The organism is Paenibacillus silviterrae (assembly GCF_030167925.1).
Taxonomy (GTDB): Bacteria; Bacillota; Bacilli; order Paenibacillales; family NBRC-103111; genus Paenibacillus_G; species Paenibacillus_G silviterrae.
Genome location: NZ_JASKUT010000001.1, coordinates 884,301 through 906,408 on the forward strand (window position 1 = coordinate 884,301; position 22,108 = coordinate 906,408).

Genomic DNA, 22,108 nt, shown 5'->3' on the forward strand with positions numbered 1-22,108 from the left:
TACCACTACTCAATACTAGAAAATAATGATAGAATTGGAGCTATTGGTATATTTCCATGCACGAGTGAAAAAAATTGCAAAAAAAAGAGGGAAATGAAGAGCCGTGTTGAATAAGTACAGGAGGTTTTTACACCGAGGCTCATATCGAATAAAGGTCATAGGAGGTGCCACGGGTTGAGCAGCAATGACATCATTGTTAGTTTGGACATCGGTACATCCAAGGTTCGTGCTATTATTGGAGAAGTCGTTAACGGCGCCATTAATATAATTGGAGTAGGATCTGCCGACTCACAAGGAATACGCAAGGGAGCTATCGTCGATATCGATCAGACGGTGCAATCCATTCGAAGTGCAATCGATCACGCGGAACGTATGGTAGGCATTCAGATTTCCGAGGTATATGTCGGGATATCGGGTAATCATATCGCTCTTCAGTCCAGTCATGGGGTAGTCGCAGTTGCCAACGAGGATCGCGAGATCGGAGATGACGATATCGAGCGCGTTATTCAAGCCGCCAGAGTCATTCCATTAGCACCGGAACGTGAAATCATAGGCGTAGTACCGAATCAGTATGTAGTGGATGGAACGGATCAAATTCAAGACCCCCGCAGTATGATTGGCGTACGGCTCGAAGTAGAGGCTACGATTGTAACCGGGACCAAGACGGCCATACATAATTTGCTGAGGGTAGTTGAAAAATCGGGCTTAAAGGTCGCCGGCCTCATACTCATGTCGCTTGCGGCAGGACATATAGCCCTTTCCAAGGATGAGAAGGCTATCGGGACGGTGCTGGTCGATATCGGCGCCGGGGCAACGACGATTGCCGTTTTTAACGAGAATAATATGGTTGCTACGACGACGCTGCCGATCGGCGGCGAATTTATCTCTAATGACATCGCTTATGGCTTGCGGACTCAGGCGGACATTGCCGAGAAAATCAAGCTAAAGTTCGGTTGCGCGGTAGTTGATCATGCGGCTGGCGATCAGGTATTTAAAGTCAATCGAATCGGAAGCAATGTGGACAAGGAGTTCTCGCAGGTTGATTTGGCTAACATCATCGAACCGCGGGTTCAAGAAATATTTCATCTGATTCGGCAAGAGGTTGCCAGAATGGGATACGGCGACTTGCCCGGAGGTTATGTTCTGACAGGCGGTACGGTATCCATGCCGGGCATGCTTGCCATCGCTCAAGAGGAACTGGCTACTTCGGTGCGCATCGCCGTTCCGGATTATATCGGTGTTCGTGATCCGTCCTTTACTAGCGGCGTAGGCATTATTCAATATGCTACAAAATACTTGAGACATTCGAAGCAAAGCGGCAACACGAGAAGATCCGTTGCTAAGAAACCGTCGGGTTCCGATAACGATCAGCCGAAACAAACCATGGTGGAGCGCTTCAAAAATTGGATCAGTGAATTCATCTAAACACTTTGGTTATTGGACCGGGCAAGCTTGAAGCTAATTGAGGGGGAAGACTCTTAAATGTTTGAATTTGATATGGACATGGACCTAATGGCCAAGATTAAGGTCATTGGCTGCGGCGGCGGCGGCAGCAACGCGGTGAACCGAATGATCGAAACCGGCGTGAAGGGCGTAGAATTCATTACGGTGAACACGGATGCACAGGCGCTTCATTCCGCCAAGGCCGAGCAACGACTGCAGATTGGCGACAAGCTGACACGGGGACTTGGCGCAGGAGCGAATCCTGAAGTGGGTAAGAAGGCGGCGGAAGAGTCAAGAGAATTGATCTATAACGCACTGAAAGGTGCGGACATGGTCTTCGTAACAGCCGGTATGGGCGGAGGTACGGGGACGGGTGCTGCGCCGGTTATTGCAGAAATTGCCAAAGAATGCGGAGCTTTGACGGTTGGTGTCGTAACGCGGCCGTTCACCTTCGAAGGCCGCAAGCGGTCCCTGCAGGCGGATCAGGGGATTGCAGCTCTCAAAGAGAAGGTAGATACGCTGATCGTGATTCCTAACGATCGCTTGCTCGAGATCGTCGATAAGAAGACTCCGATGCTTGAAGCTTTCCGCGAAGCAGACAATGTACTTCGCCAAGGGGTACAAGGTATCTCCGACCTGATCGCCGTACCGGGTCTGATCAACCTTGACTTCGCCGACGTGAAGACGATCATGACGGAGCGAGGCTCCGCGCTGATGGGAATCGGTGTTGCCAACGGTGAGAACCGTGCGGCGGAAGCGGCGAAGAAAGCCATCATGTCGCCGTTGCTCGAAACGTCCATTGACGGCGCTCGCGGCGTATTATTGAACATTACGGGCGGCGCGAACTTGTCCCTGTATGAGGTGAACGAGGCTGCCGATATCGTTGCCTCCGCAGCCGATTCCGAAGTTAATATGATCTTCGGTGCGGTCATTGACGAGACACTCAAGGACGACATCAAGGTAACGGTTATCGCGACCGGCTTTGAGCATAAGAACCTCACGGCGCCGCCGATGCGCAAGCCTACAGGCACAAGCGCTACAAGCGGAAACGTACAGCAGGAAAGCTCGGATTCCCGTCTGAACAATCTTCGTCCGTTCGGAGGCAGCAACGGGCAGGGTGATCAGTTGGATATCCCGACGTTCCTTCGTAACCGCAATCGCAACAATTTCGATAAGTAATCATTTCAGCCTTCGGTTCTACTTTGGTAGATCGAGGGCTTTTGTTTTGTTAGGGCAGAGCTATTACGAGATAAAATCACCTTACAGGTACATTCTCGACCGGGAAATGGTCTGAAACGATATATTTTCACTTTAACAGATGTTATTTCCTATCTGATGAGCTTAAGAACACTGCTGTTACGATATAAAATCATCTTACACAATATAATAGGCACTGCTTCACATCTGTAAGATGAAAATATCACTTTAGATCGAGATTTCTGAGTCTATCTATTAGCAGCATAACCTGCTGTCAACAAATACCTCATCTCCCCATTGCACATGCTCAAACAAAGTAACCTCTTCGCGTAATCGAGTTATCATCGAGTCAATCCTTCTATCAATGCCGATGGATATATATCCAATTCTCTCACCAATCAACTCTTCCCCACCGCAGCACTCGACAAAAGAAGACGCTCACCACCACCACGTTTCAACAGACTTTGATGATAGATTGCTATATACTTGTCTCATTCGTGACGAATGGGCTTCAAGCTGGGAGGTATAGGAGAATGATTGTGTACATCGATATCATTTTCCTGGTGAATCTCATCATCGATGGACTGCTGCTTTGGACTACCGCCTGGTCGAGGAAGCTGAGCTTTCGTTGGTGGAGGCTGCTGTTATCCGCCGGCATAGGAGCAGGCTATGTCGTGTTTCTATTTTTTCCGCCTCTTGATGTATTGTTCACGTTCGGCGTTAAGTTTCTCTTGTCCCTACTCATGCTGCTAACGGCATTCGGCTATGGCGGGCTTCAGCATTTTCTGAGAAATTTAGGCTCATTCTACCTTATTAACTTCGCTGCAGCCGGTACGATTCTTGGTGTGCACTATTTCCTGCAATCCTCAAGCGAAGTGGTTAGCGGTATCGTGTATGGTCATCAGCTCAACGTAGCGGTGACACTGGCCGTGGTCTCGCTGCCCTTCGGGTTCTGGTTATTCCGGCAAGTCTCCTCCTTCGCCAAGCGGAAGGAACAGCTTTCGACCTTTATAGCCAAAGTGGACGTACATATCGATGATTTTTTCTCCAGCTGCACTGGGCTCATTGATACAGGCAATCAGCTGTATGATCCTCTGACCAAAACGCCGGTCATGGTCATGGAGGCCGCCCAATGGAGCGAGCAAATTCCAGAAGCCTGGATGCAAAAAATCCGGCAGGCCGAAGTGGATCAAATCGTGACCGCGATCGGGACCGAGCCCTTCGTCTGGCAGGACCGGCTTCGATTAGTGCCTTATCGGGGGGTGAACCGCAACACGCAATTTATGCTGGCGATCAAACCAGATCGGGTCGTCATCACCACGGGCGAGACGCAAATCGAAGCGATGAAGGTGCTCATAGGCCTTGACGGGGGCAGGCTTAGCTCCGACAATGCGTACCAAGCGATCATTCATCCTTCGCTGCTGCAATCGTAAACAAAAATCAGGATCCCATGATACATGCTGTCCAGCATAGATCAACTTATAGGAGGAAGCGAATGATGTTAGTCAAATGGAAGCTGAAACTGCAAATTATCTATTTCCGTCTTTTGCTGCTGCTCGGGCTCAAGGGCGAAGAAATTTATTACATCGGTGGAAGTGAAGCGCTGCCGCCTCCGCTCACCCGCGAAGAGGAAGAATATTTGCTGGAAAAGCTTCCATCAGGCGACGCCGCCATACGGGGAATGCTTATTGAACGCAATCTGCGTTTGGTCGTATACATTGCTCGCAAATTTGAGAATACCGGCATCAACATTGAAGATTTGGTGTCGATCGGAGCCATCGGGCTGATCAAGGCGGTCAATACATTTGATCCGGAGAAAAAGATCAAGCTGGCCACTTATGCCTCCCGATGCATAGAGAATGAAATTCTGATGTACCTTCGCCGCAACAGCAAAATTCGTACGGAGGTATCGTTCGACGAACCGCTCAATATCGATTGGGACGGCAACGAGCTGCTGCTCTCCGATGTGCTCGGAACGGAGAACGACACCATCTACCGCAACATCGAAGAGCAGGTTGACCGCAAGCTGCTGCATAAAGCGCTGGATAAGCTCTCGGAGCGGGAGCGGATCATCATGGAGCTCCGCTTCGGGTTGACGGACGGAGAAGAGAAGACGCAGAAGGATGTCGCCGATATGCTGGGCATTTCGCAATCGTATATCTCCCGTCTGGAGAAGCGCATTATCAAGCGTCTTCGCAAGGAATTCAATAAAATGGTGTAATCTGGAAACTGATAATTTTTAAAAAAATGTAAGCGAAAACGTCCTTGATTTATCTGGGTTTTGTCCAATTTTGACGGATGAGGGCACTTGCGGGACAAGTTCTGCAGCGCATAAAAAAACCTTCCAAGGTTATAATTAACAATAATGTTTCTCCTTGGGAGGTTATCACGGTGACCCGAAATAAAGTCGAAATTTGCGGTGTAGACACTGCAAAGCTACCTGTTTTGACCAACGCGGAAATGCGTGAGTTATTCGTTCAGCTTCAAGAGAAGAATGAGCGGACTGCAAGAGAGAAATTGGTGAATGGCAACCTCCGCTTGGTGCTCAGCGTCATTCAGCGCTTCAATAACCGCGGCGAGTTTGTCGATGATTTATTTCAGGTTGGCTGCATCGGACTGATGAAGGCTATTGATAATTTTGATTTAAGTCAAAATGTGAAGTTTTCCACCTATGCCGTACCGATGATAATTGGGGAAATCCGGCGCTACCTGCGGGATAACAATCCGATTCGGGTGTCCCGCTCGCTTCGCGACATCGCCTATAAGGCGCTGCAGGTTCGCGATGCATTAACGAATCAGAACTCGCGCGAGCCTACGATTTACGAAATTTCCGAAGCGCTCAATGTGCCGAAGGAAGATGTGGTTTTCGCCTTAGACGCCATCCAGGACCCGGTGTCGCTCTTCGAGCCAATCTACCATGACGGCGGGGACCCGATCTATGTCATGGATCAAATCAGCGACGATCGCAACAAGGATGTCTCCTGGATCGAGGGAATTGCCCTCCGGGAGGCGATGCGCAAGCTGAACGACCGCGAGAAAATGATTCTCTCCATGCGTTTCTTTGATGGGAAAACGCAAATGGAGGTTGCCGATGAGATCGGCATTTCTCAAGCACAAGTATCCCGCTTGGAAAAATCAGCGATTTCGCAAATGCAAAAGCACGTTAAAAACTAAGCTCCCGCGAAGGGATAAGGTACAGAGTCCGTTTCAGGCTTCTGTGCCTTTTTTTCATCAGGGCAGGACATTTTCCCTTTCACCTACATACATATAGTTATATACCCAGTTCCTTAGATGCACGGTCACAGGAGCTGCTTTCGGTGGTGATGGGCATCATGAAAATATCCGATTTCCAAACGAAGGATGTTATCAATATTGTAGACGGCAAGAAGCTCGGCCAGGTGAGTGACCTAGAGCTGGATTTGCGGCATGGACGCATTGAGGCTATCATTGTGCCGAATTCGGCGCGATTCTTCGGTCTGTTCGGCGGAGCGACTGAGGTTGTTATTCCTTGGAGAAATATCGTCAAGATCGGCATGGACGTCGTTCTGGTGAAGCTGGATGACCTTCGAACGTATCGTCAGCAGGACGAAGGAGAAGTGACCTACGAATACAACCGCCAATATCGGGAGTAGTAGAAATTGCCGAAGAAGAGCATACGGGCGTGTGCTCTTTTTTTTCGGGTGAAGGATCGGTATACTGGTGAAAACAGGTGCAAGGAGGAGGAGGACTGGATGGAGCCTTTTGTTAGGACAATCGCGGAGAATGGCTGTGAGACCTGGAGACTGGCAAATTGGGAGCAAAAGTATCCTCAGCTTACGTCAGGCTTTACCTCGCGAAAGGGCGGAGTCAGCCGTGAGGCGTTCGACAGCTTAAACTGCGGACTTCATGTGAACGATAATCCCGCGGATGTGGTGACCAACCGGCAGCTGCTTGCGGAGGCGATCGGCGCGTCATTTGATGCCTGCACTTATGCCGAACAGGTTCACGGAAGGGAAATTCAAGTGGTCGCGAAGGCACAGGCAGGAGCGGGGAACTCCTCTAGAGAAAAAGCGCTGCAGGCCAAGGACGGGTTTGTCACGAACGTACCCGGCATTTATCTTCATGCGCTGTTTGCCGATTGCGTACCGTTATATTTTTACGATCCGGTACACAAGGCGGTTGGGCTGGCTCACGCGGGCTGGAAGGGAACGGTGCTGCAAATCGCCAAGGCTACTCTGGAGACGATGAGCGCGGCGTATGGAACGAAGCCGAGGGACGTTTATGCCGCCATAGGGCCTTCCATTCAGGGTTGCTGCTATGAGGTGGACGAGAATGTCATCACCAGGGTGGATAAGACGCTGCGCGAACTGGGGCTTAGCAACCAGGTGGGAGCTCAGGAATATGTATATAAAACAATATCCGAAGGAAAATGGATGTTAAGCTTGCAACAATTGAACCGACAAATTATGATAAAAGCAGGAATTATGCCAGTTCATATCGAAATAAGTACGTTATGCACAAGCTGTCAAGTGGAAGACTTCTTTTCCCATCGGAAGGAAGGCGGCAAAACAGGACGGATGGCGGCTTGGATCGGCATACGGGAGTAGCGCAGGTATATCCTCATCGGTTGCCTGCCGTTAGAACGGGCGGACAGCGAGGTGAAAGGGCCTTTGTTACAGGAATTACAGCAGAGAATATCGGACGTGGAACATAAAGTTCAGGCTGCTTGCGATCGAGCAGGCAGGGCTCGCGACGACGTACAGATAATTGCCGTCACGAAATACGTGTCCTTGGAAACGACAGGCGCGGCATTGGAGGCAGGACTGAACCATATCGGAGAGAATCGTTGGCAGGATGTACAGCCGAAGTGGGAAGCGTATCACGACAGAGCGACATGGCATTTTATCGGCCATCTTCAGACGAATAAAGTGAAGGATGTCGTTGGTAAATTCGCGTACATCCACTCTCTTGACCGGCTTTCATTGGCGAAAGAGCTGGAGAAGAAGGCTGCAGCCATGGGCATCGTCGTACAGGTCTTTCTTCAGCTGAATATTTCCGGTGAAGAGACGAAGCACGGTTTGGAGCCGGACAAGCTGTTTGATTTGGTACGCGAGTTGAAACCATTCGAGCATCTCCGGATTGTAGGGCTGATGACGATGGCTCCTTATGAAGCGGAGCCGGAATCGACCCGGCCGGTATTCCGCGGGCTTCGGGAATGGCGGGACCGATTGAATGCCGAGGGAATTCTGGATTACGAGGTGCCGCATTTATCCATGGGGATGTCAAACGACTTCGAGGTGGCTATAGAGGAAGGGGCAACCTGGGTCCGGCTCGGATCCATTTTGGTCGGCAAGGAATAACCGTGATCCGGTGATCAGTACTATAAATAAGGAGGAGTTGAAAATGAGCGTTATGAATAAGTTCATGAACTTTCTCGGTCTGCAGGAAGAAGAAGAAGTCATTGAACGCGAACGGGTAGTGGAGCCGCAGCAGGAGGAAAACGAAACCCCTGTGCAGGATACACGTAGGAATAAGGGAAACATCGTCAGCATTCATTCGCAGAAAAGCGTCCGCGTTGTGTTGAACGAGCCCCGTTCTTATGAAGAAACGTGGGAGATTGCCGATCACCTGCGGTCCCGCCGGCCGGTTGTCGTCAATCTTCATCGGGCCCGGCCGGATCACACGACGCGCATCTTTGATTTTCTGAGCGGAACGGTGTATGCTCTGAATGGCTCGATATCCAAGCTAGGGCCGAATATTTTCCTGTGCACGCCGGAAGGTGTGGAGATTCACGGCTCCATTACGGAGAATCTCCATCGGGAAGAACAGTAACGTAACGAAGAAGTCCTATTACAGTTAACGAGGTGATCAGCTTGTACGTCATTGAAAGTTATATTCATACATTGATTTTGATCTACCGCTACGTGCTCATCGCCTATGTATTGCTGTCCTGGCTGCCTAATGCAAGAGAAAGCTTTATCGGTGAGATTTTGGCGAAGCTATGCGAGCCGTATTTATCGATTTTTCGTCGTTTTATCCCGCCGATCGGCGGTATGATTGACATCTCTCCAATCGTAGCGCTGCTGGCACTGTTCTTTATCGAGCTGGGGCTTTCAGCCGTCATCGGTTTCTTTGTGTAGCAGGTGAAGGAAATTGAACAACGAGAACATTTACTCACATTTTCACCCGGATGAACATCGATTCGTCGATAAGGCCGCCGAATGGGTGGAGAGAGCGGAGCAGCATGCGCTGAAGCTGACGGACTTTCTTGATCCGCGGCAAGCGTTTATAGTGAACACATTGGTGAACCGATCCGGTGACGTTCAGGTTCGCTTTGACGGTGGGCACGAGAATGCGGAGCGCAAGCGGGCGATCATTGCGCCTGACTATCGGGATTTGGCTTCCGAGGATATCGGAATCCGCTTGATCTCGGTCGAGTCGCCGGACGAGAAGCTTAAGGATCTGGATCACGGGGATTACATGGGAGCCATCCTAGGTCTCGGTCTGAAGCGGGACAAGATCGGCGACATTTATGTCCGGGAGAACGGTTGTCACTTTCTGGTTGCAGCTGAAGTGGCCGACTACATGCGATTGAACCTGACTCAGGTGCACCGTGCCCATGTCATGACGGAGGAGCTGCCGCTGGAACGGCTTATTGCTACGGATGTGTCGCTGGAGGAATTGAGCCTTTCCGTCGCTTCGATGCGACTCGACGGAATCGTCAGCGATGTGTATCGTCTAAGCCGCGCGAAAGTGCTGCTGCCGATTAAGGCAGGCCGCTGTAAAGTGAACTGGAAGCAGGAGGAGGATCCCAGCAAGCCGCTTCAAGCTGGGGATGTGGTATCGCTGCAGGGTTTCGGCCGGTTCAAGGTGCTTGAGGTCGAGGGAGTATCCAAAAAAGGAAGACAGCGCGTAAGAATCGGCAAATATGCATAGTTTGCCGATTTTTTTTGTTACGGATTGCAGGAAAATGTGGGCTCCTGTCGAATATAGCAATACCATACAGTCGGATAAAACTTTGGAGGTGCAGCAATGGCTTTAACCCCGCTCGATATACATAATAAAGAATTCAGCCGTTCGTTCCGAGGCTATGACGAAGACCAGGTGAACGAGTTCCTCGACCAAGTGATCAAGGATTACGAGGCATTGATCCGTGAAAATAAAGATTTGCAGAATCAGCTCGCATCGATTCAAGAGCGTCTGGACCATTTTTCGAATATTGAGGAAACCCTCAGCAAAACGATCATTGTGGCGCAGGAAGCTGCGGACGAAGTGAAAACGAACGCCAAGAAGGAAGCGCAATTGATCCTGAAGGAAGCGGAGAAGAACGCGGACCGGATCATCAACGAATCGCTTGTCAAATCCCGCAAGATCGCCCTTGAGATCGAAGAGCTGAAGAAGCAGGCCTCCATCTACCGCACGCGCTTCCGCACGCTGATTGAAGCTCAGCTCGAGCTGCTCAGCACGGAGGATTGGAGCACCTTGGAGAAAATTGAGATCGAATCCAACTGAGAAAGTTGACGTTGGACACGATTTTCGCTATACTCCTCTATATTACCTGAGTTAACATAAACCAAAGCGATGACTGGGACAAGTACGCTGCCAAGCGGATGCCAGCGAGCCGGGATTTTGGTGCAAGCCCGGACTTCCTGCAGCAGTGGAATATCACCCAGGAGCGTCTCTTGAACCTCGTTGCAGTGATCCGGCATGCATGCCGCTATCCGCTGCCAACTGATGATCCGATGTAGAGAGTATCGGCTGATCCCGTTATCGATCGTTTGAGTGAAGGCTGCTTGCAGCCTTAATCAGGGTGGTACCGCGAGACTTCTCGTCCCTAGTCAGGGATGCGAGGTCTTTTTTGATTTTTACGAAGAAGCTGTAGCATTAGTTATTATGGAAGAGATCAGGAGTGGTAGCAGTATGGACTATGGCAAAACACTAAATTTACTTCAAACGGATTTCCCTATGCGCGGCAATTTGCCGCAGGCCGAACCGAAAATGCAGCAGCATTGGGAGGACATCAACATTTATGCGAAGGTGCAGGAGAGCCGGAAGGGCAAACCGAAATTCATCCTGCACGACGGACCTCCTTATGCGAACGGCGATATCCATATCGGGCATGCGCTGAACAAAATTTTGAAGGACATTATCGTACGCTTCAAAACGATGCAGGGCTTCGATGCTCCTTATGTTCCGGGCTGGGATACGCACGGTTTGCCGATTGAACAAGCGATCGCCAACGGCGGGAAAGTGGATCGCAAGAAAATGAGCGTCAACGAATTTCGCGATTATTGCAAGGAGTATGCCTTACAGTGGGTGGAGAAGCAGAAGGGCCAGTTTAAGCGGCTGAGCATCCGAGGCGACTGGGATAACCCGTATATTACGCTCCAGCCGAAATACGAAGCGCAGCAAATCCGCGTCTTCGGGGGTATGGTGAATAAAGGCTATATTTACAAAGGGCTGAAGCCGGTTTATTGGTCTCCGTCCTCTGAAAGTGCGCTGGCGGAAGCGGAGATCGAATATAAGGACAAAACATCCGCATCCATCTATGTTGCGTTTCAGGTAAAGGACGGCAAGGGCAAGCTTCCGGAGGATGCAGCCATTGTGATCTGGACGACTACACCTTGGACGCTGCCGGCTAACCTCGGCATCAGTCTTCATCCGGATTTTGAATATGCCGTAGTCGAGACGGGCGGCAAGAAATATGTGCTGGCGCAGGGCTTGCTGGAAGCAGCATCGAAGGAAATCGGCTGGACCGATGTCAAGGTGCTCTTCACGGTCAAGGGAAGCGAACTGGATGGCGTGCTTTGTCAGCATCCGTTCTATGACCGTACCTCACTTGTCATGGTAGGCGAGCATGTCACGCTGGAAGCAGGTACCGGCTGTGTCCACACGGCTCCAGGACATGGGGAAGACGACTTTGTGATCGGTCAGCGCTACAATTTGGGCGTGCTATGTCCGGTGGATGACCAGGGCAAATTTACGGCGGAGGCGCCGGGCTTTGAAGGGATTTTCTACGACAAAGCGAACAAAATGATTACCGAGAAGCTGGAGGAAACAGGCCACCTGCTCAAGCTCAGTTTCATTAATCACCAATATCCGCACGACTGGCGGACGAAGAAGCCGGTCATTTTCCGGGCAACGGAGCAATGGTTCGCTTCCGTGGATAAGTTCCGTCAGGCGATGCTCGATGAAATCAAGCGCATCAACTGGACGCCGGAGTGGGGCGAGGTTCGTCTGCATAACATGATCGCCGATCGTGGAGACTGGTGTATTTCCCGTCAACGGGCGTGGGGTGTCCCGATCCCGATCTTCTATTGCCGCAGCTGTAACGAACCGCTGGTCAACAATGAGACGATTGAGCATGTGGCCAACATTTTCGAGCAAGAGGGCTCTAACGCCTGGTTCCAAAGAGAGGAAAAGGACCTGCTGCCGGCAGGAACGGTATGTTCGAAATGCGGACATGATCATTTCCGTAAGGAAACGGACATCATGGACGTATGGTTCGACTCCGGCTCCAGCCATGTGGCGGTGCTAGAGACCCGTGAAGAGCTGCAGTGGCCTGCGGATCTATACCTCGAGGGCTCCGACCAGTACCGCGGCTGGTACAATTCGTCGCTCATCACCGGTGTAGCGGTCAAAGGACAGTCGCCTTACAAGGGGATCCTCAGCCACGGCTTTACACTGGACGGAGAAGGCCGCAAGATGTCCAAGTCGCTCGGGAATACGGTCGATCCGAAGCAGGTATGCGATAAGCTGGGGGCGGATATTCTCCGTCTATGGGTTTCCTCCGTGGACTATCAGTCGGATGTGCGGATTTCGGATAACATCCTGACCCAGATTACCGAGGTGTACCGGAAAATCCGCAATACACTTCGCTTCCTGCTCGGAAACCTGTATGATTTCAACCCGGCAACCGATCGCGTAGCCGTCTCTGAGATGAACGAACTGGACCGCTTCGCTATGATTCGCCTTCAGCGCATGACGGATCGCGTTGTAAAAGCGTATGACAAATATGAATTCCATGTGGTCTACCAAGCGGTGCATCACTTCTGCGCAGTGGAAATGAGCGCGTTCTATCTGGACATTATCAAGGACCGGCTCTATGCTAATGCACCGGGGGATGCCTCCCGCCGCGCGGCGCAAACCGTATTATATGATGCGCTCACGGCAATAACTAAATTGATTGCTCCGATCCTGCCGCATACCGCGGACGAGGTGTGGCAATTCATCGCAGGTAAACCATATGAAACAGTACAGATGGCAGAGCTTCCAGCAGTAGACGAGAGCCTGTTCAATGAGGCGCTTGAAAGCAAGTGGGAGAAGTTTACGGAGCTTCGCGACGGGGTTCTTAAGGCATTGGAGGAAGCCCGCAAGGAGAAGCTGATCGGAAACTCGCTAAGTGCCGAGGTACAGCTTTATCCTGACCAAGAAACGTTCGACTTCCTTCAGGGCTTTGAGCAGCTGGATCAGCTGTTTATCGTTTCGGCCGTAGCGCTGCATCAGCCGGGTGCGGCTGTACCGGAAGGAGCTCTTACCTTCCAAGGCTTGTCCGTGAAGGTTGCGGTAGCCGAAGGGGAGAAGTGCGAGCGCTGCTGGATCGTTACCCCTGAGGTAGGTCATGATGCAGAGCATCCGACTCTTTGCAAGCGTTGCTCCAGCGTGATTAAAAACAGCTAAGAAAAACGAGCTGATCCGCCCAAGGAGGCGGATGAGCTCGTATTCTTTCCATTTATTCCATTCGGTCTTCAGCGGTCATGTCGGGCTCCAGCAAGCCCCAGCCTTCACCGCTCTGCATGTAATCCTGATAGGTCCGGTTGCGGACGACAGTAACGTGCTGACCGTACATATCAGTGGCAAGAAAGCTTTCGAAGGCTTCGACGTAACCGAGGTTTTCGTCAGCCTCGATCTCCATGTCATTGTAATTATCCGAAACATTAGGGTTCTCCGCCATGGCCGGAGTATTCGAGGTGCCGTAGTTCTCAACGATTTGCCATGCGTCCTCACCGTCGAACTGGTTCTGCTCATCGAGCTCATCCAAGCTGGTTCGTCCGAAAGGCGGTTGAAGAATTTCCTCTTCTACAGGACGACGCTCGGACATATGCGGGTCGGGAACATGCTCGACACAGTAGGAAGCCGTCGGGAGCGCCTGGAGACGTTCGAAGGAGATCGGAGCACCGCACGTGCGGCATACTCCATACTGCCCGTTTTCCATACGGGTCAAAGCTTCGTTTACATCGGTGAGATGGCGTTCGGCATTTTCATTCAGGGCAATATCCTTTTCCCGCTCGAACATTTCAGAGCCGAGATCGGCGGGATGGTTATCAACGGCAGACAGCTCTCCTGTCTGTACCCTTTGTGAGTCGCCGAGTCCATAATTTTCGTTCTGTTCAAAATGGCCGTCCAGCCACCTTTTCTCCTCGAGCAGCTTGGACTGTAATTGTTGAAGCTGATCGGCAGTTAAATGAGATGCTGCGGATTCCGGACGCTTCTTCAAGATCAGACGCCTCCTTTGCTAATGTAGCTATGGTGTTATTTTTGGCGAAGAAACGATTTTTTAGCTAGGTAAATCCTTGTATCAAGGAGATGAGATGTTGAGATATTACATTTATGCTTTGATTGTGCTTGTTATCGACCAGATCACCAAGTGGATGATCGTGAAAAATATGGCCTATGGCGAATCCATTTCCGTTATCGGCGACTTTTTTATGATCACCTCGCACCGGAACCGGGGAGCCGCCTTTGGCATTTTGCAAAATCAGCGCTGGTTTTTTATTGTCATTACCATTGTTGTAGTGATCGGAATTGTGTGGTATCTGCGTAAAGCGGTTAGAGAAGGCCAAAGGCTGCTTCCGCTCGCGCTGTCGCTTATTCTGGGTGGAGCCGTGGGCAATTTTGTTGACAGGGCCTTATTCGGTGAAGTCGTAGACTTCTTGGATTTCCGCTTTACGATTCCTTGGCCGGGAGAGCCGTTCCTTTACAATTACCCGATATTTAATGTTGCCGATTCGGGAATCGTTGTCGGGGTAGCGCTGATTTTCCTTGATTCTTTCTTGGGATGGCGAAACGAGAGTAAGCAGAAAGGCTCCAACCTCAATGAAAGCAAGCAAGAAAGCGGGGAAGCCTAAAATGGATGTCATGCAGGAAACGGATTCTGCGGAAGCCCGTTATGAGTGGGTAACCGAAGCGGAAGATGCAGGAGAACGAATCGATAAATACGTTACAGAATCGTTGGAGGAGGATGTGTCCCGTTCGCAGGTTCAGCAGTGGATTAAGGACGGGCATATCACGGTAGATGGGGCTGCGGTGAAGCCGAACCGCAAGCTTGCGGCAGGAGAAACCGTGGTTCTTCATATGCCGGAAGCCCAAGAGCTGGACTTAGAGCCGGAAAACATTCCTCTAGACGTGGTGTATGAGGACCAAGATGTCATTGTAGTTAACAAGCCCCGGGGGCTTGTGGTTCACCCGGCACCCGGACATTCCAGCGGCACGTTAGTGAATGCGCTGCTGTTTCATTGCAAGGACCTTTCGGGGATTAACGGCGTCATGCGTCCGGGTATCGTTCATCGTATCGATAAGGATACTTCGGGGCTGCTGATGGCGGCCAAAAATGACCTGGCTCATGCCGGCTTGGCCGAGCAGCTTAAGGAGCATTCGGTCAACCGCCAATATATTGCATTGGTCCATGGGAGTGTTCCTCATGAGCATGGAACCATTGACGCTCCTATCGGCAGAGATCCAAAGGATCGCAAGCTGTATACGGTAACTGAGCGCAATAGCAAGCACGCCGTTACTCATTTTTTGGTCCTGGAGCGATTTGGGGATTACACACTGGTGGAATTGAAGCTGGAAACGGGAAGGACGCATCAGATCCGTGTGCATATGAAGTTTATCGGACATCCGCTCGTAGGAGACCCTGCCTACGGTCCTACCAAAGCGAAGGGTGTCATGATGGAAGGACAGGCGCTTCACGCGGCCGTTCTTGGCTTCATTCATCCTCGGACGAAGGAAACGCTGCAATTCGAAGCGGAGCTTCCGGAGGATATGCAGAAGGTTCTGTCCATTCTTAGAACACGGTAAAGGGAAGAGAAGCCTATGGAGTCGATGGAGAGGTTAATCAATCCGCGGTTGAAGGAAATTCAAATTTCGGGGATTCGAAAAATAGCTAACAAGGTGGCCGCGTATCCGGACGCAATCTCGCTCACTATCGGTCAACCCGACTTTCCGACGCCGGAGCATATTATGCGCGCCGCGGAGAAGGCCATTGCCGAGCAGAAGACAACCTATACGGCCAATGCAGGGCTCTTGGAGCTTCGGCAGGCAATCAGCGCCTTTGTCGCAGGGAAATACGGTCAGCAGTATTCCGCGGCAGAGGAAATCATCGTGACCGCAGGAGCGACTCAGGCGCTGGATATTACGCTGCGCACCATACTGCAGGAAGACTGCGAGGTCATTCTGCCGGGACCGATCTACCCGGGATATGAACCGCTCGTACGCCTTTGCGGCGGGACCCCGGTATACGTTGACACAACCAGGAATGGGTTTAAGCTAACGGCTTCATTGCTGGAGCCTCATTTGACCGAACGGACACGGGCTGTTGTGCTATGTTATCCGTCCAACCCGACGGGCCGAGTCATGAGCCCTGATGAGCTGCAGGAAATGGCTGAGCTGCTCTCAGACAAAAATATATTCGTGATATCCGATGAAATTTATAGTGAATTGATCTATGACGCGCCACACCGTTCCATTGCGACATATCCGGGGATGAGAGATAAAACGATTGTCATCAACGGCTTGTCCAAATCACATTCCATGACAGGCTGGCGGATCGGCTATACACTTGCTCCTGCCTATGTGAGCCAGCATATGATCAAGGCACATCAATACAATGTGACCTGTGCGAGCTCCATCAGTCAGTATGCGGCATTGGAAGCCATGACTCACGGTGTGGATGACGCTGCCGCAATGAAGACGGAATATGTGAAGCGTCGCGATTACGTCTATGATCGTTTAGTTGGGATGGGCTTCGAGCTGACCAAGCCGGAAGGGGCGTTCTATTTATTCCCTTCTATTGAGCGGTTCGGAATCCCCTCCATGGAATTTGCCACACGTCTGCTGGAGGAGCATCGGGTGGCAGTCGTTCCCGGGGATGCGTTTTCGGTTTACGGGGAAGGCTATATTCGCATCTCCTACGCGTATGCGATGGATGTGCTGGAGCGGGGACTGGATCGATTGGAAGCTTTCGTGAAAGTCTTAACGTAATGCAAAAGCGCCTACTTCTCGAAAGAGAGGCAGGCGCTTTTTGCGTAAGGGCGCTTACTGCGAGCTTTTCCAAGTGAAATAATCGGTCACGACACGAATGGCAACGTCCATCGCTTGCTCATCCGGTTCGATCTTGGCATGATGCAATCCATACGGAGTGTTGACGCCCAACCAGAACATGAAGCCGGGTATCCTCTCCAGGAAGTATCCGAAATCCTCGCCGGTCATTGCTTCGGTGCATTCAAACAGCCGAACATCGTCGACGCGCTGGTCGAGCCAATGCATGAATTCCTTGGTGACTTCTTCATTGTTATACACCTGTCGATAATTAGCGCCGTAATCAATCTGCGCTTTGCAGTCGAAGGACGCTTCAATTCCTCCGACTACCGCTTCAATCCGCTTCTTGACCAGGTCCATGTTGTCCTTGGACAGCGTTCGAATGGTTCCTTCCAGCCGTGCCGTCTCCGCTATGATGTTCTGCTTCGTTCCACCCTCCATCTTGCCGATCGTAATAACAGCGGAATCCAGAGGGTTGACATTCCGCGAAACGATCGTCTGAAGCTGTCCCACCAGCTGGCATGCGGCGATGATCATATCATTGGCCTTATGAGGAAAAGCGGCATGTCCTCCAGTGCCCTTCAGATCAATGAATAGCTCTGAGGTGTTGGCAAACAGGATGCCCGGCTTGATCGCGATCGTGCCTACAGGATACTCCGGCGCAATATGCAGCGCGACGATTTGATCGGGCATCCAATCGCTTAGCTGCTCACTTTCCAGCATGGGCTCGGCACCGCCAGGTCCTTCTTCCGCGGGCTGGAACAGGAAGGTGATATCATCGCGAATCGGGTTTCGGACAAAATGGGTCAAAATGCCGAGGCCGATAGCCATATGCATATCATGGCCGCAAGCATGCATGTACCCGGGATGGGAGGAGCGGAAATCATAGCCCGTATCCTCGTTGATCGGAAGGCCGTCCATGTCCGCCCTGTAGCCGAAACACCGCTGCGGGTTCGTTCCTCTGACCTTCACCAGAACGCCGGTGCGCCAGGTGCGGAGTTCCAGTCTATCTTTAGGTAACGTGTTGATATAATCCAGTAAATAACGCTGCGTTTTGAATTCCAGAAAGCCGGGCTCCGGAATTTGATGCAGATCCCTGCGAATGCGCACGAATGCAGATATGTCAGCCGAAGTCATTCCATGGTCCTCCTCGCGGTATGCGTCTTTGTGCAAAAAAGCCCGGCGTACGGCGCCGAGCCTTCAGGCTTTTGCTTTATTTTATTACAGAGTGCGAAGCTCTTTCAAGATTTCGGTCTTGGACTTGGTCTTGTCGTCAACCTTCTTGATCACGCGAGCAGGCGTACCTGCAACGACCGTGTACTCAGGAACGTCTTCAACGACTACGGCACCTGCCGCTACAACGGAGCCTTTGCCTACGCGAACGCCTTCCAGTACTACCGCATTCGCACCGATCATTACGTCATCCTCGATCACAACAGGCTGTGCGGATGGCGGTTCGATCACGCCGGCAAGAACGGAGCCTGCGCCGATGTGACACATGTTGCCGACCTTTACCCGTCCGCCGATGACGACGCCCATATCAATCATCGTACCGGAGCCGATGGATGCACCGATGTTGATGACGGCGCCCATCATGATGATGGCGTTGTCGCCGATGCCTACCATCTCGCGGATCACCGCGCCCGGCTCGATGCGTGCGTTGATGTTTTTCAGATCAAGCAAAGGAATAGCGGAGTTGCGGCGGTCATTTTCCACTACATAGTCTTCGATCTTCGCGCTATTGGCATCGAGAACGGCTTTCACTTCGGTCCATTCGCCGAACACAACGCCGCTGTTGCCGGTGATGAAGGTTTGGATGCCGGCACCGAAATCAACGGATGCGAGATCGCCTTTCACATATACTTTCACTGGAGTTTTCTTTTTGCTGGTTTTAATGAGATTAATGACTTCTTCTGTATTCATTTCGATGGACATGATTCGAATCCAGCTCCTTATGTACATAATGCCGTGGTAAGCACGAACTACATCTTTTATAGCATAAATGAGCGGGACTGGCAATGCTTGGACCATGGGCTTCCGACAGGGGGCGACAAATCCTATTGACAAGCGTTGTCGAACGTGGGATAATGCTTGTAACCGAATAGCACCTTTAAATACAGTCCCGTGAGGCTGGCAAGGTGAACGATCTGATAGGACGTTTCTTACGTACATGAAGCAGGTGTATCCTGTTGTTATGTATGTCCAAAGGACGGTTCTAATCTGGTGTGCTCTAACCTTGCCGAATAAACGGCAAGGTTTTTTTGCGTAATGGTCTGGAATTCGCACGGATCCTGCAGGCGAGGAGGAACGGAACTATGCAAGAAGCGCACGTGCTGATGGACGAAACCGCCATAAGACGGGCATTAACGAGGATTGCACACGAGATCATCGAGAAGAATAAAGGCTTCGAGAACTGCATGCTGATCGGCATTCGTACGAGAGGCATTTATCTGGCTCAGCGAGTGGCTGACCGGATCCGGGAGATTGAAGGGATTCCCGCGCAGGTCGGTGAAATTGACGTAACGAGGTACCGGGACGACCGAGTGGCGGCATCCGCCTTGGTCGGTAACGGCGAAGAAGCGGCCGGCGCCGAGCAGCTCGACGCCTTGGAAGTGCATAACAAGAAGCTGATCCTGTTCGACGATGTACTTTATACAGGGCGCACAGTAAGAGCAGCGATGGACGCACTGATGGATCTCGGCAGACCGCAAATGATTCAACTGGCGGTACTGGTTGACAGAGGGCACCGGGAGCTGCCGATTCGTCCCGATTATATAGGAAAGAACATCCCGACCTCGCGGATGGAAAGCATTGAGGTACAGGTACAGGAGCTTGACGGCATCGATCAGGTTGTAATTACCGGACAGAGGAGGCCAAACGAATGACATCGCTGCAAACGCTAGAAGGGAAGCATCTCCTTGGCACAAAAGGCATGAGCGCAAACGAGCTTTACTCCATACTGGACCGCGCCGCCTATTGGGAGAATCATCCTGTGAAAGTGACGAATCAGCTGCAAGGACGCTTTGTGGCCAACATGTTTTTTGAGAACAGTACAAGAACCAGGTTTTCCTTCGAGGTTGCCGAGAAGCGGCTGGGCGCGGAGGTGCTGAATTTCGCGGCAGCCGTGTCCAGTGTGCAAAAAGGCGAATCGATCTACGATACCGTCAGAACGCTCGAATCGATGGGCATTGACGCCGGCGTGATCCGGATGAAACCAAACGGCTTGCTTGCCGAGCTGGCCGAGAAGATCAAGGTGCCTCTGATCAATGCAGGGGACGGCAACAACGAGCATCCGACACAAGCGCTGCTTGATCTGTACACGATGCGCAAGCAGTTCGGGGAACTCCGGGGACTTCATGTGGCCATCATCGGCGACATTCAGCACAGCCGGGTAGCCCGTTCGAACCTTTGGGCGCTGCAGACGCTCGGGGCGAAAGTGAGCTTCTGCGCGCCGCCGACCATGCAGGCTGCCGAGCTGAGCGAGCACGCGCCGTATGTGCCGATCGAAGAGGCCTTGAAGGCCGACGTCGTCATGATGCTGCGTGTGCAGCTGGAACGCCACGAGGGCTCGATCTTCGGAGCGCCCGAGGAGTATCGGGCGGCATACGGCCTGACGGCGGAGCGGGCTTCCCGGATGGCGCCTCATGCGATCATCATGCACCCGGCTCCGTTTAACCGCAATGTGGAAATCGATGACGAGCTGGTGGAATGTCCGAAATCCAAAATTTTCGCGCAGATGGGTCATGGGGTTCCCATTCGCATGGCGGTTATCGAGAGAGCCTTAAGCTAACGCAAGCGGAGAGCAAAATCAACGGGATAGATGCAGGACAAAAAGTGGAAGCATACGTTATAGGAGGTTCTCATGGGCGTTTGGATTATCAATGCAAAAACAGTGGCAGCAGGGAATGAGCTCGCAAGCAAACATATTTTCATGGAAGACGGCGTCGTCAAGCAAATCGTAGAGGCAGGCGCGGGCCTGTCGGATACGACAGGACACGAAATCATTGATGCAGCAGGCAAGCTGGTAACGGCGGGGCTGATCGATATGCACGTGCATTTGCGAGAGCCGGGCTTTGAACATAAGGAAACAATCGCAACGGGAACCCGCTCTGCGGCACGCGGCGGCTTTACTACGATTGCGTGCATGCCGAATACGCGTCCGGTAATCGATACCGTGGACACGGTGCAGCTGGTGTTGGATAAAGCCCGCACCGAGGGCATCGTTCGCGTGCTGCCGTACGGCTGCATAACGAAGAACGAGCTTGGCCGCGAGCTGACGGACTTTGACGCGCTGAAGGAAGCCGGGGTCATCGGCTATACCGATGACGGCGTCGGTGTGCAAAGTGCACAGATGATGAAGGATGCGATGGCCAAGGCGGCGTCGATCGGCATGCCGATCATCGCTCACTGCGAGGACAACACGCTGGTGGAAGGAGCGGCCGTTTCCGAGGGCGCCTTCGCCCGGAAGCACGGGTTGAAGGGAATCCCGAACGAATCCGAAGCGATCCATGTCGGACGGGATATTTTGCTAGCAGAGGCAACGGGGGTTCACTACCATGTGTGCCACGTCAGTACGGAGCAGTCGGTACGGCTCATTCGCCAAGCGAAGCAGATCGGCATCAAGGTGACGGCTGAGGTTTGTCCTCACCATCTGCTGCTCTCGGACGAGGACATACCCGACAGCATGGATGCCAATTGGAAAATGAACCCGCCGCTGCGTACACCGCGTGATGTGCAGGCTTGCATCGAGGGCTTGGAGGACGGAACGCTCGATATCGTCGTAACCGACCATGCTCCTCACAGCGAGGAAGAGAAGGCAAAAGGGATGCAGCTCGCACCTTTCGGCATCGTAGGTTTTGAGACGGCCTTCCCGCTGCTCTACACCAAATTCGTGGCCACCGGCAAGTGGACGCTGCAGTTCCTTGTCGACAAAATGACGAAGCTCCCGGCGGACGTGTTCGGACTGCCATGGGGTACGCTGGAGCCGGGCAAAACGGCGGACATCACGATCATTGATCTCGAAACCGAAAAAGAAGTGAACCCTGCGGAGTTCGCCTCCAAGGGACGGAACACGCCGTTTACCGGCTGGAAGCTGAAAGGCTGGCCGACCGCAACGATCGTGGAAGGAAAGGTCGTCTGGTCGGAATAATTTTGCGATGACGATGCAGTC

Annotated in this window: 22 protein-coding genes and 1 other annotated feature; of the genes, 19 read left to right on the forward strand and 3 right to left on the reverse strand. The window is 52.0% G+C overall.

The genetic code is table 11. The features are described 5' to 3' along the window. The first annotated feature begins 174 nt into the window (after window positions 1-174). The 13 genes from ftsA to ileS all read left to right on the forward strand — a co-directional run bounded on the left by ftsA (window position 175) and on the right by ileS (window position 13,299). Entirely contained in the window at window positions 175-1,425 is a 1,251-nt protein-coding gene (gene ftsA / locus QMO62_RS03645) for a cell division protein FtsA (protein ID WP_284638761.1), read from the forward strand. Between the two features lie 57 nt (window positions 1,426-1,482). Then, the gene (gene ftsZ, locus QMO62_RS03650; RefSeq protein WP_284638762.1) at window positions 1,483-2,622 is read left to right on the forward strand and encodes a cell division protein FtsZ; all 1,140 of its coding nucleotides are present in this window, start codon (window positions 1,483-1,485) and stop codon (window positions 2,620-2,622) included. Window positions 2,623-3,173: 551 nt separating this feature from the next. Beyond that, window positions 3,174-4,073: a sigma-E processing peptidase SpoIIGA gene (gene spoIIGA / locus QMO62_RS03655; RefSeq protein WP_284638763.1), complete on the forward strand. Its 900-nt coding sequence runs from the start codon at window positions 3,174-3,176 to the stop codon at window positions 4,071-4,073. A gap of 65 nt (window positions 4,074-4,138) precedes the next feature. Next, the gene (sigE, locus tag QMO62_RS03660) at window positions 4,139-4,861 is read left to right on the forward strand and encodes an RNA polymerase sporulation sigma factor SigE (protein ID WP_284644846.1); all 723 of its coding nucleotides are present in this window, start codon (window positions 4,139-4,141) and stop codon (window positions 4,859-4,861) included. 170 nt (window positions 4,862-5,031) lie between these two features. After that, complete coding sequence (gene sigG / locus QMO62_RS03665) at window positions 5,032-5,814, forward strand: RNA polymerase sporulation sigma factor SigG (protein ID WP_284638764.1); 783 nt, start codon at window positions 5,032-5,034, stop codon at window positions 5,812-5,814. Between the two features lie 158 nt (window positions 5,815-5,972). After that, window positions 5,973-6,272: a YlmC/YmxH family sporulation protein gene (locus QMO62_RS03670; RefSeq protein WP_284644847.1), complete on the forward strand. Its 300-nt coding sequence runs from the start codon at window positions 5,973-5,975 to the stop codon at window positions 6,270-6,272. Window positions 6,273-6,371: 99 nt separating this feature from the next. Continuing rightward, the gene (gene pgeF / locus QMO62_RS03675; RefSeq protein WP_284638765.1) at window positions 6,372-7,226 is read left to right on the forward strand and encodes a peptidoglycan editing factor PgeF; all 855 of its coding nucleotides are present in this window, start codon (window positions 6,372-6,374) and stop codon (window positions 7,224-7,226) included. Window positions 7,227-7,289: 63 nt separating this feature from the next. Further along, window positions 7,290-7,979, forward strand: a complete 690-nt coding sequence (locus tag QMO62_RS03680) for a YggS family pyridoxal phosphate-dependent enzyme (RefSeq protein WP_284638766.1) — start codon at window positions 7,290-7,292, stop codon at window positions 7,977-7,979. Window positions 7,980-8,022: 43 nt separating this feature from the next. Beyond that, window positions 8,023-8,451: a cell division protein SepF gene (locus tag QMO62_RS03685; RefSeq protein ID WP_284638767.1), complete on the forward strand. Its 429-nt coding sequence runs from the start codon at window positions 8,023-8,025 to the stop codon at window positions 8,449-8,451. A gap of 41 nt (window positions 8,452-8,492) precedes the next feature. Continuing rightward, a complete protein-coding gene (locus QMO62_RS03690; RefSeq protein ID WP_284644848.1) occupies window positions 8,493-8,759 on the forward strand; it encodes a YggT family protein in 267 nt (88 codons plus the stop codon). A 13-nt stretch (window positions 8,760-8,772) separates the two neighbouring features. Next, the gene (locus QMO62_RS03695; RefSeq protein ID WP_284638768.1) at window positions 8,773-9,555 is read left to right on the forward strand and encodes a YlmH family RNA-binding protein; all 783 of its coding nucleotides are present in this window, start codon (window positions 8,773-8,775) and stop codon (window positions 9,553-9,555) included. A 96-nt stretch (window positions 9,556-9,651) separates the two neighbouring features. Then, a complete protein-coding gene (locus tag QMO62_RS03700; RefSeq protein ID WP_284638769.1) occupies window positions 9,652-10,131 on the forward strand; it encodes a DivIVA domain-containing protein in 480 nt (159 codons plus the stop codon). Window positions 10,132-10,191: 60 nt separating this feature from the next. Beyond that, window positions 10,192-10,458, forward strand: a binding site (T-box leader). A gap of 81 nt (window positions 10,459-10,539) precedes the next feature. Further along, window positions 10,540-13,299 (forward strand): isoleucine--tRNA ligase, encoded by a 2,760-nt coding sequence (ileS, locus tag QMO62_RS03705; RefSeq protein ID WP_284638770.1) that lies wholly within the window; start codon window positions 10,540-10,542, stop codon window positions 13,297-13,299. A 52-nt stretch (window positions 13,300-13,351) separates the two neighbouring features. Here ileS and QMO62_RS03710 read toward each other — a convergent pair whose 3' ends face one another. After that, window positions 13,352-14,116, reverse strand: coding sequence for a TraR/DksA C4-type zinc finger protein (locus QMO62_RS03710; RefSeq protein ID WP_284638771.1), 765 nt, complete (start codon window positions 14,114-14,116; stop codon window positions 13,352-13,354). A gap of 97 nt (window positions 14,117-14,213) precedes the next feature. Here QMO62_RS03710 and lspA point away from each other — a divergent pair, with 97 nt between their 5' ends. From lspA to QMO62_RS03725, 3 genes are read left to right on the forward strand one after another with little or no spacing between them, the layout of a single operon-like run. Continuing rightward, window positions 14,214-14,747 (forward strand): signal peptidase II, encoded by a 534-nt coding sequence (lspA, locus tag QMO62_RS03715; RefSeq protein ID WP_284638772.1) that lies wholly within the window; start codon window positions 14,214-14,216, stop codon window positions 14,745-14,747. A 1-nt stretch (window position 14,748) separates the two neighbouring features. Continuing rightward, window positions 14,749-15,699 carry an RluA family pseudouridine synthase gene (locus QMO62_RS03720; RefSeq protein ID WP_284644849.1) on the forward strand — a complete coding sequence of 317 codons (951 nt, stop codon included), beginning with the start codon at window positions 14,749-14,751 and terminating at the stop codon, window positions 15,697-15,699. A gap of 24 nt (window positions 15,700-15,723) precedes the next feature. Further along, complete coding sequence (locus QMO62_RS03725; RefSeq protein WP_284638773.1) at window positions 15,724-16,881, forward strand: aminotransferase A; 1,158 nt, start codon at window positions 15,724-15,726, stop codon at window positions 16,879-16,881. A 54-nt stretch (window positions 16,882-16,935) separates the two neighbouring features. On the opposite strand, the gene QMO62_RS03730 is transcribed toward QMO62_RS03725, so the two are convergent. Together QMO62_RS03730 and dapD are read right to left on the reverse strand one after the other, a co-directional pair. Next, on the reverse strand, window positions 16,936-18,075 hold the full coding sequence (locus tag QMO62_RS03730; protein ID WP_284638774.1) for an N-acetyldiaminopimelate deacetylase: 1,140 nt from the start codon (window positions 18,073-18,075) through the stop codon (window positions 16,936-16,938). An 84-nt stretch (window positions 18,076-18,159) separates the two neighbouring features. Next, the gene (gene dapD, locus QMO62_RS03735; RefSeq protein WP_372516643.1) at window positions 18,160-18,873 is read right to left on the reverse strand and encodes a 2,3,4,5-tetrahydropyridine-2,6-dicarboxylate N-acetyltransferase; all 714 of its coding nucleotides are present in this window, start codon (window positions 18,871-18,873) and stop codon (window positions 18,160-18,162) included. Between the two features lie 380 nt (window positions 18,874-19,253). On the opposite strand from dapD, the gene pyrR reads away from it, so the two are divergent. The 3 genes from pyrR (at window position 19,254) to pyrC (ending at window position 22,087) form a co-directional block, all read left to right on the forward strand. After that, entirely contained in the window at window positions 19,254-19,823 is a 570-nt protein-coding gene (gene pyrR, locus QMO62_RS03740; protein WP_284638775.1) for a bifunctional pyr operon transcriptional regulator/uracil phosphoribosyltransferase PyrR, read from the forward strand. Continuing rightward, window positions 19,820-20,728, forward strand: coding sequence for an aspartate carbamoyltransferase catalytic subunit (locus QMO62_RS03745; RefSeq protein ID WP_284638776.1), 909 nt, complete (start codon window positions 19,820-19,822; stop codon window positions 20,726-20,728). The genes pyrR and QMO62_RS03745 overlap by 4 nt, the downstream gene beginning before the upstream one ends. 72 nt (window positions 20,729-20,800) lie before the next feature. Beyond that, window positions 20,801-22,087 (forward strand): dihydroorotase, encoded by a 1,287-nt coding sequence (pyrC, locus tag QMO62_RS03750; RefSeq protein WP_284638777.1) that lies wholly within the window; start codon window positions 20,801-20,803, stop codon window positions 22,085-22,087. Window positions 22,088-22,108: the final 21 nt, after the last annotated feature.

What these genes read in the sequence shown, in the direction of transcription:
- ileS (WP_284638770.1), top strand. Translation starts at nt 10,540, where the DNA reads ATGGACTATGGCAAAACACTAAATTTACTTCAAACGGATTTCCCTATG.
- QMO62_RS03720 (WP_284644849.1), top strand. Translation starts at nt 14,749, where the DNA reads ATGGATGTCATGCAGGAAACGGATTCTGCGGAAGCCCGTTATGAGTGG.
- QMO62_RS03730 (WP_284638774.1), bottom strand. Translation starts at nt 18,075, where the DNA reads ATGACTTCGGCTGACATATCTGCATTCGTGCGCATTCGCAGGGATCTG.
- QMO62_RS03670 (WP_284644847.1), top strand. Translation starts at nt 5,973, where the DNA reads ATGAAAATATCCGATTTCCAAACGAAGGATGTTATCAATATTGTAGAC.
- sigE (WP_284644846.1), top strand. Translation starts at nt 4,139, where the DNA reads ATGTTAGTCAAATGGAAGCTGAAACTGCAAATTATCTATTTCCGTCTT.
- pgeF (WP_284638765.1), top strand. Translation starts at nt 6,372, where the DNA reads ATGGAGCCTTTTGTTAGGACAATCGCGGAGAATGGCTGTGAGACCTGG.
- spoIIGA (WP_284638763.1), top strand. Translation starts at nt 3,174, where the DNA reads ATGATTGTGTACATCGATATCATTTTCCTGGTGAATCTCATCATCGAT.
- dapD (WP_372516643.1), bottom strand. Translation starts at nt 18,873, where the DNA reads ATGTCCATCGAAATGAATACAGAAGAAGTCATTAATCTCATTAAAACC.
- ftsZ (WP_284638762.1), top strand. Translation starts at nt 1,483, where the DNA reads ATGTTTGAATTTGATATGGACATGGACCTAATGGCCAAGATTAAGGTC.
- pyrR (WP_284638775.1), top strand. Translation starts at nt 19,254, where the DNA reads ATGCAAGAAGCGCACGTGCTGATGGACGAAACCGCCATAAGACGGGCA.
- QMO62_RS03725 (WP_284638773.1), top strand. Translation starts at nt 15,724, where the DNA reads ATGGAGAGGTTAATCAATCCGCGGTTGAAGGAAATTCAAATTTCGGGG.
- QMO62_RS03700 (WP_284638769.1), top strand. Translation starts at nt 9,652, where the DNA reads ATGGCTTTAACCCCGCTCGATATACATAATAAAGAATTCAGCCGTTCG.
- QMO62_RS03685 (WP_284638767.1), top strand. Translation starts at nt 8,023, where the DNA reads ATGAGCGTTATGAATAAGTTCATGAACTTTCTCGGTCTGCAGGAAGAA.
- pyrC (WP_284638777.1), top strand. Translation starts at nt 20,801, where the DNA reads ATGGGCGTTTGGATTATCAATGCAAAAACAGTGGCAGCAGGGAATGAG.
- QMO62_RS03745 (WP_284638776.1), top strand. Translation starts at nt 19,820, where the DNA reads ATGACATCGCTGCAAACGCTAGAAGGGAAGCATCTCCTTGGCACAAAA.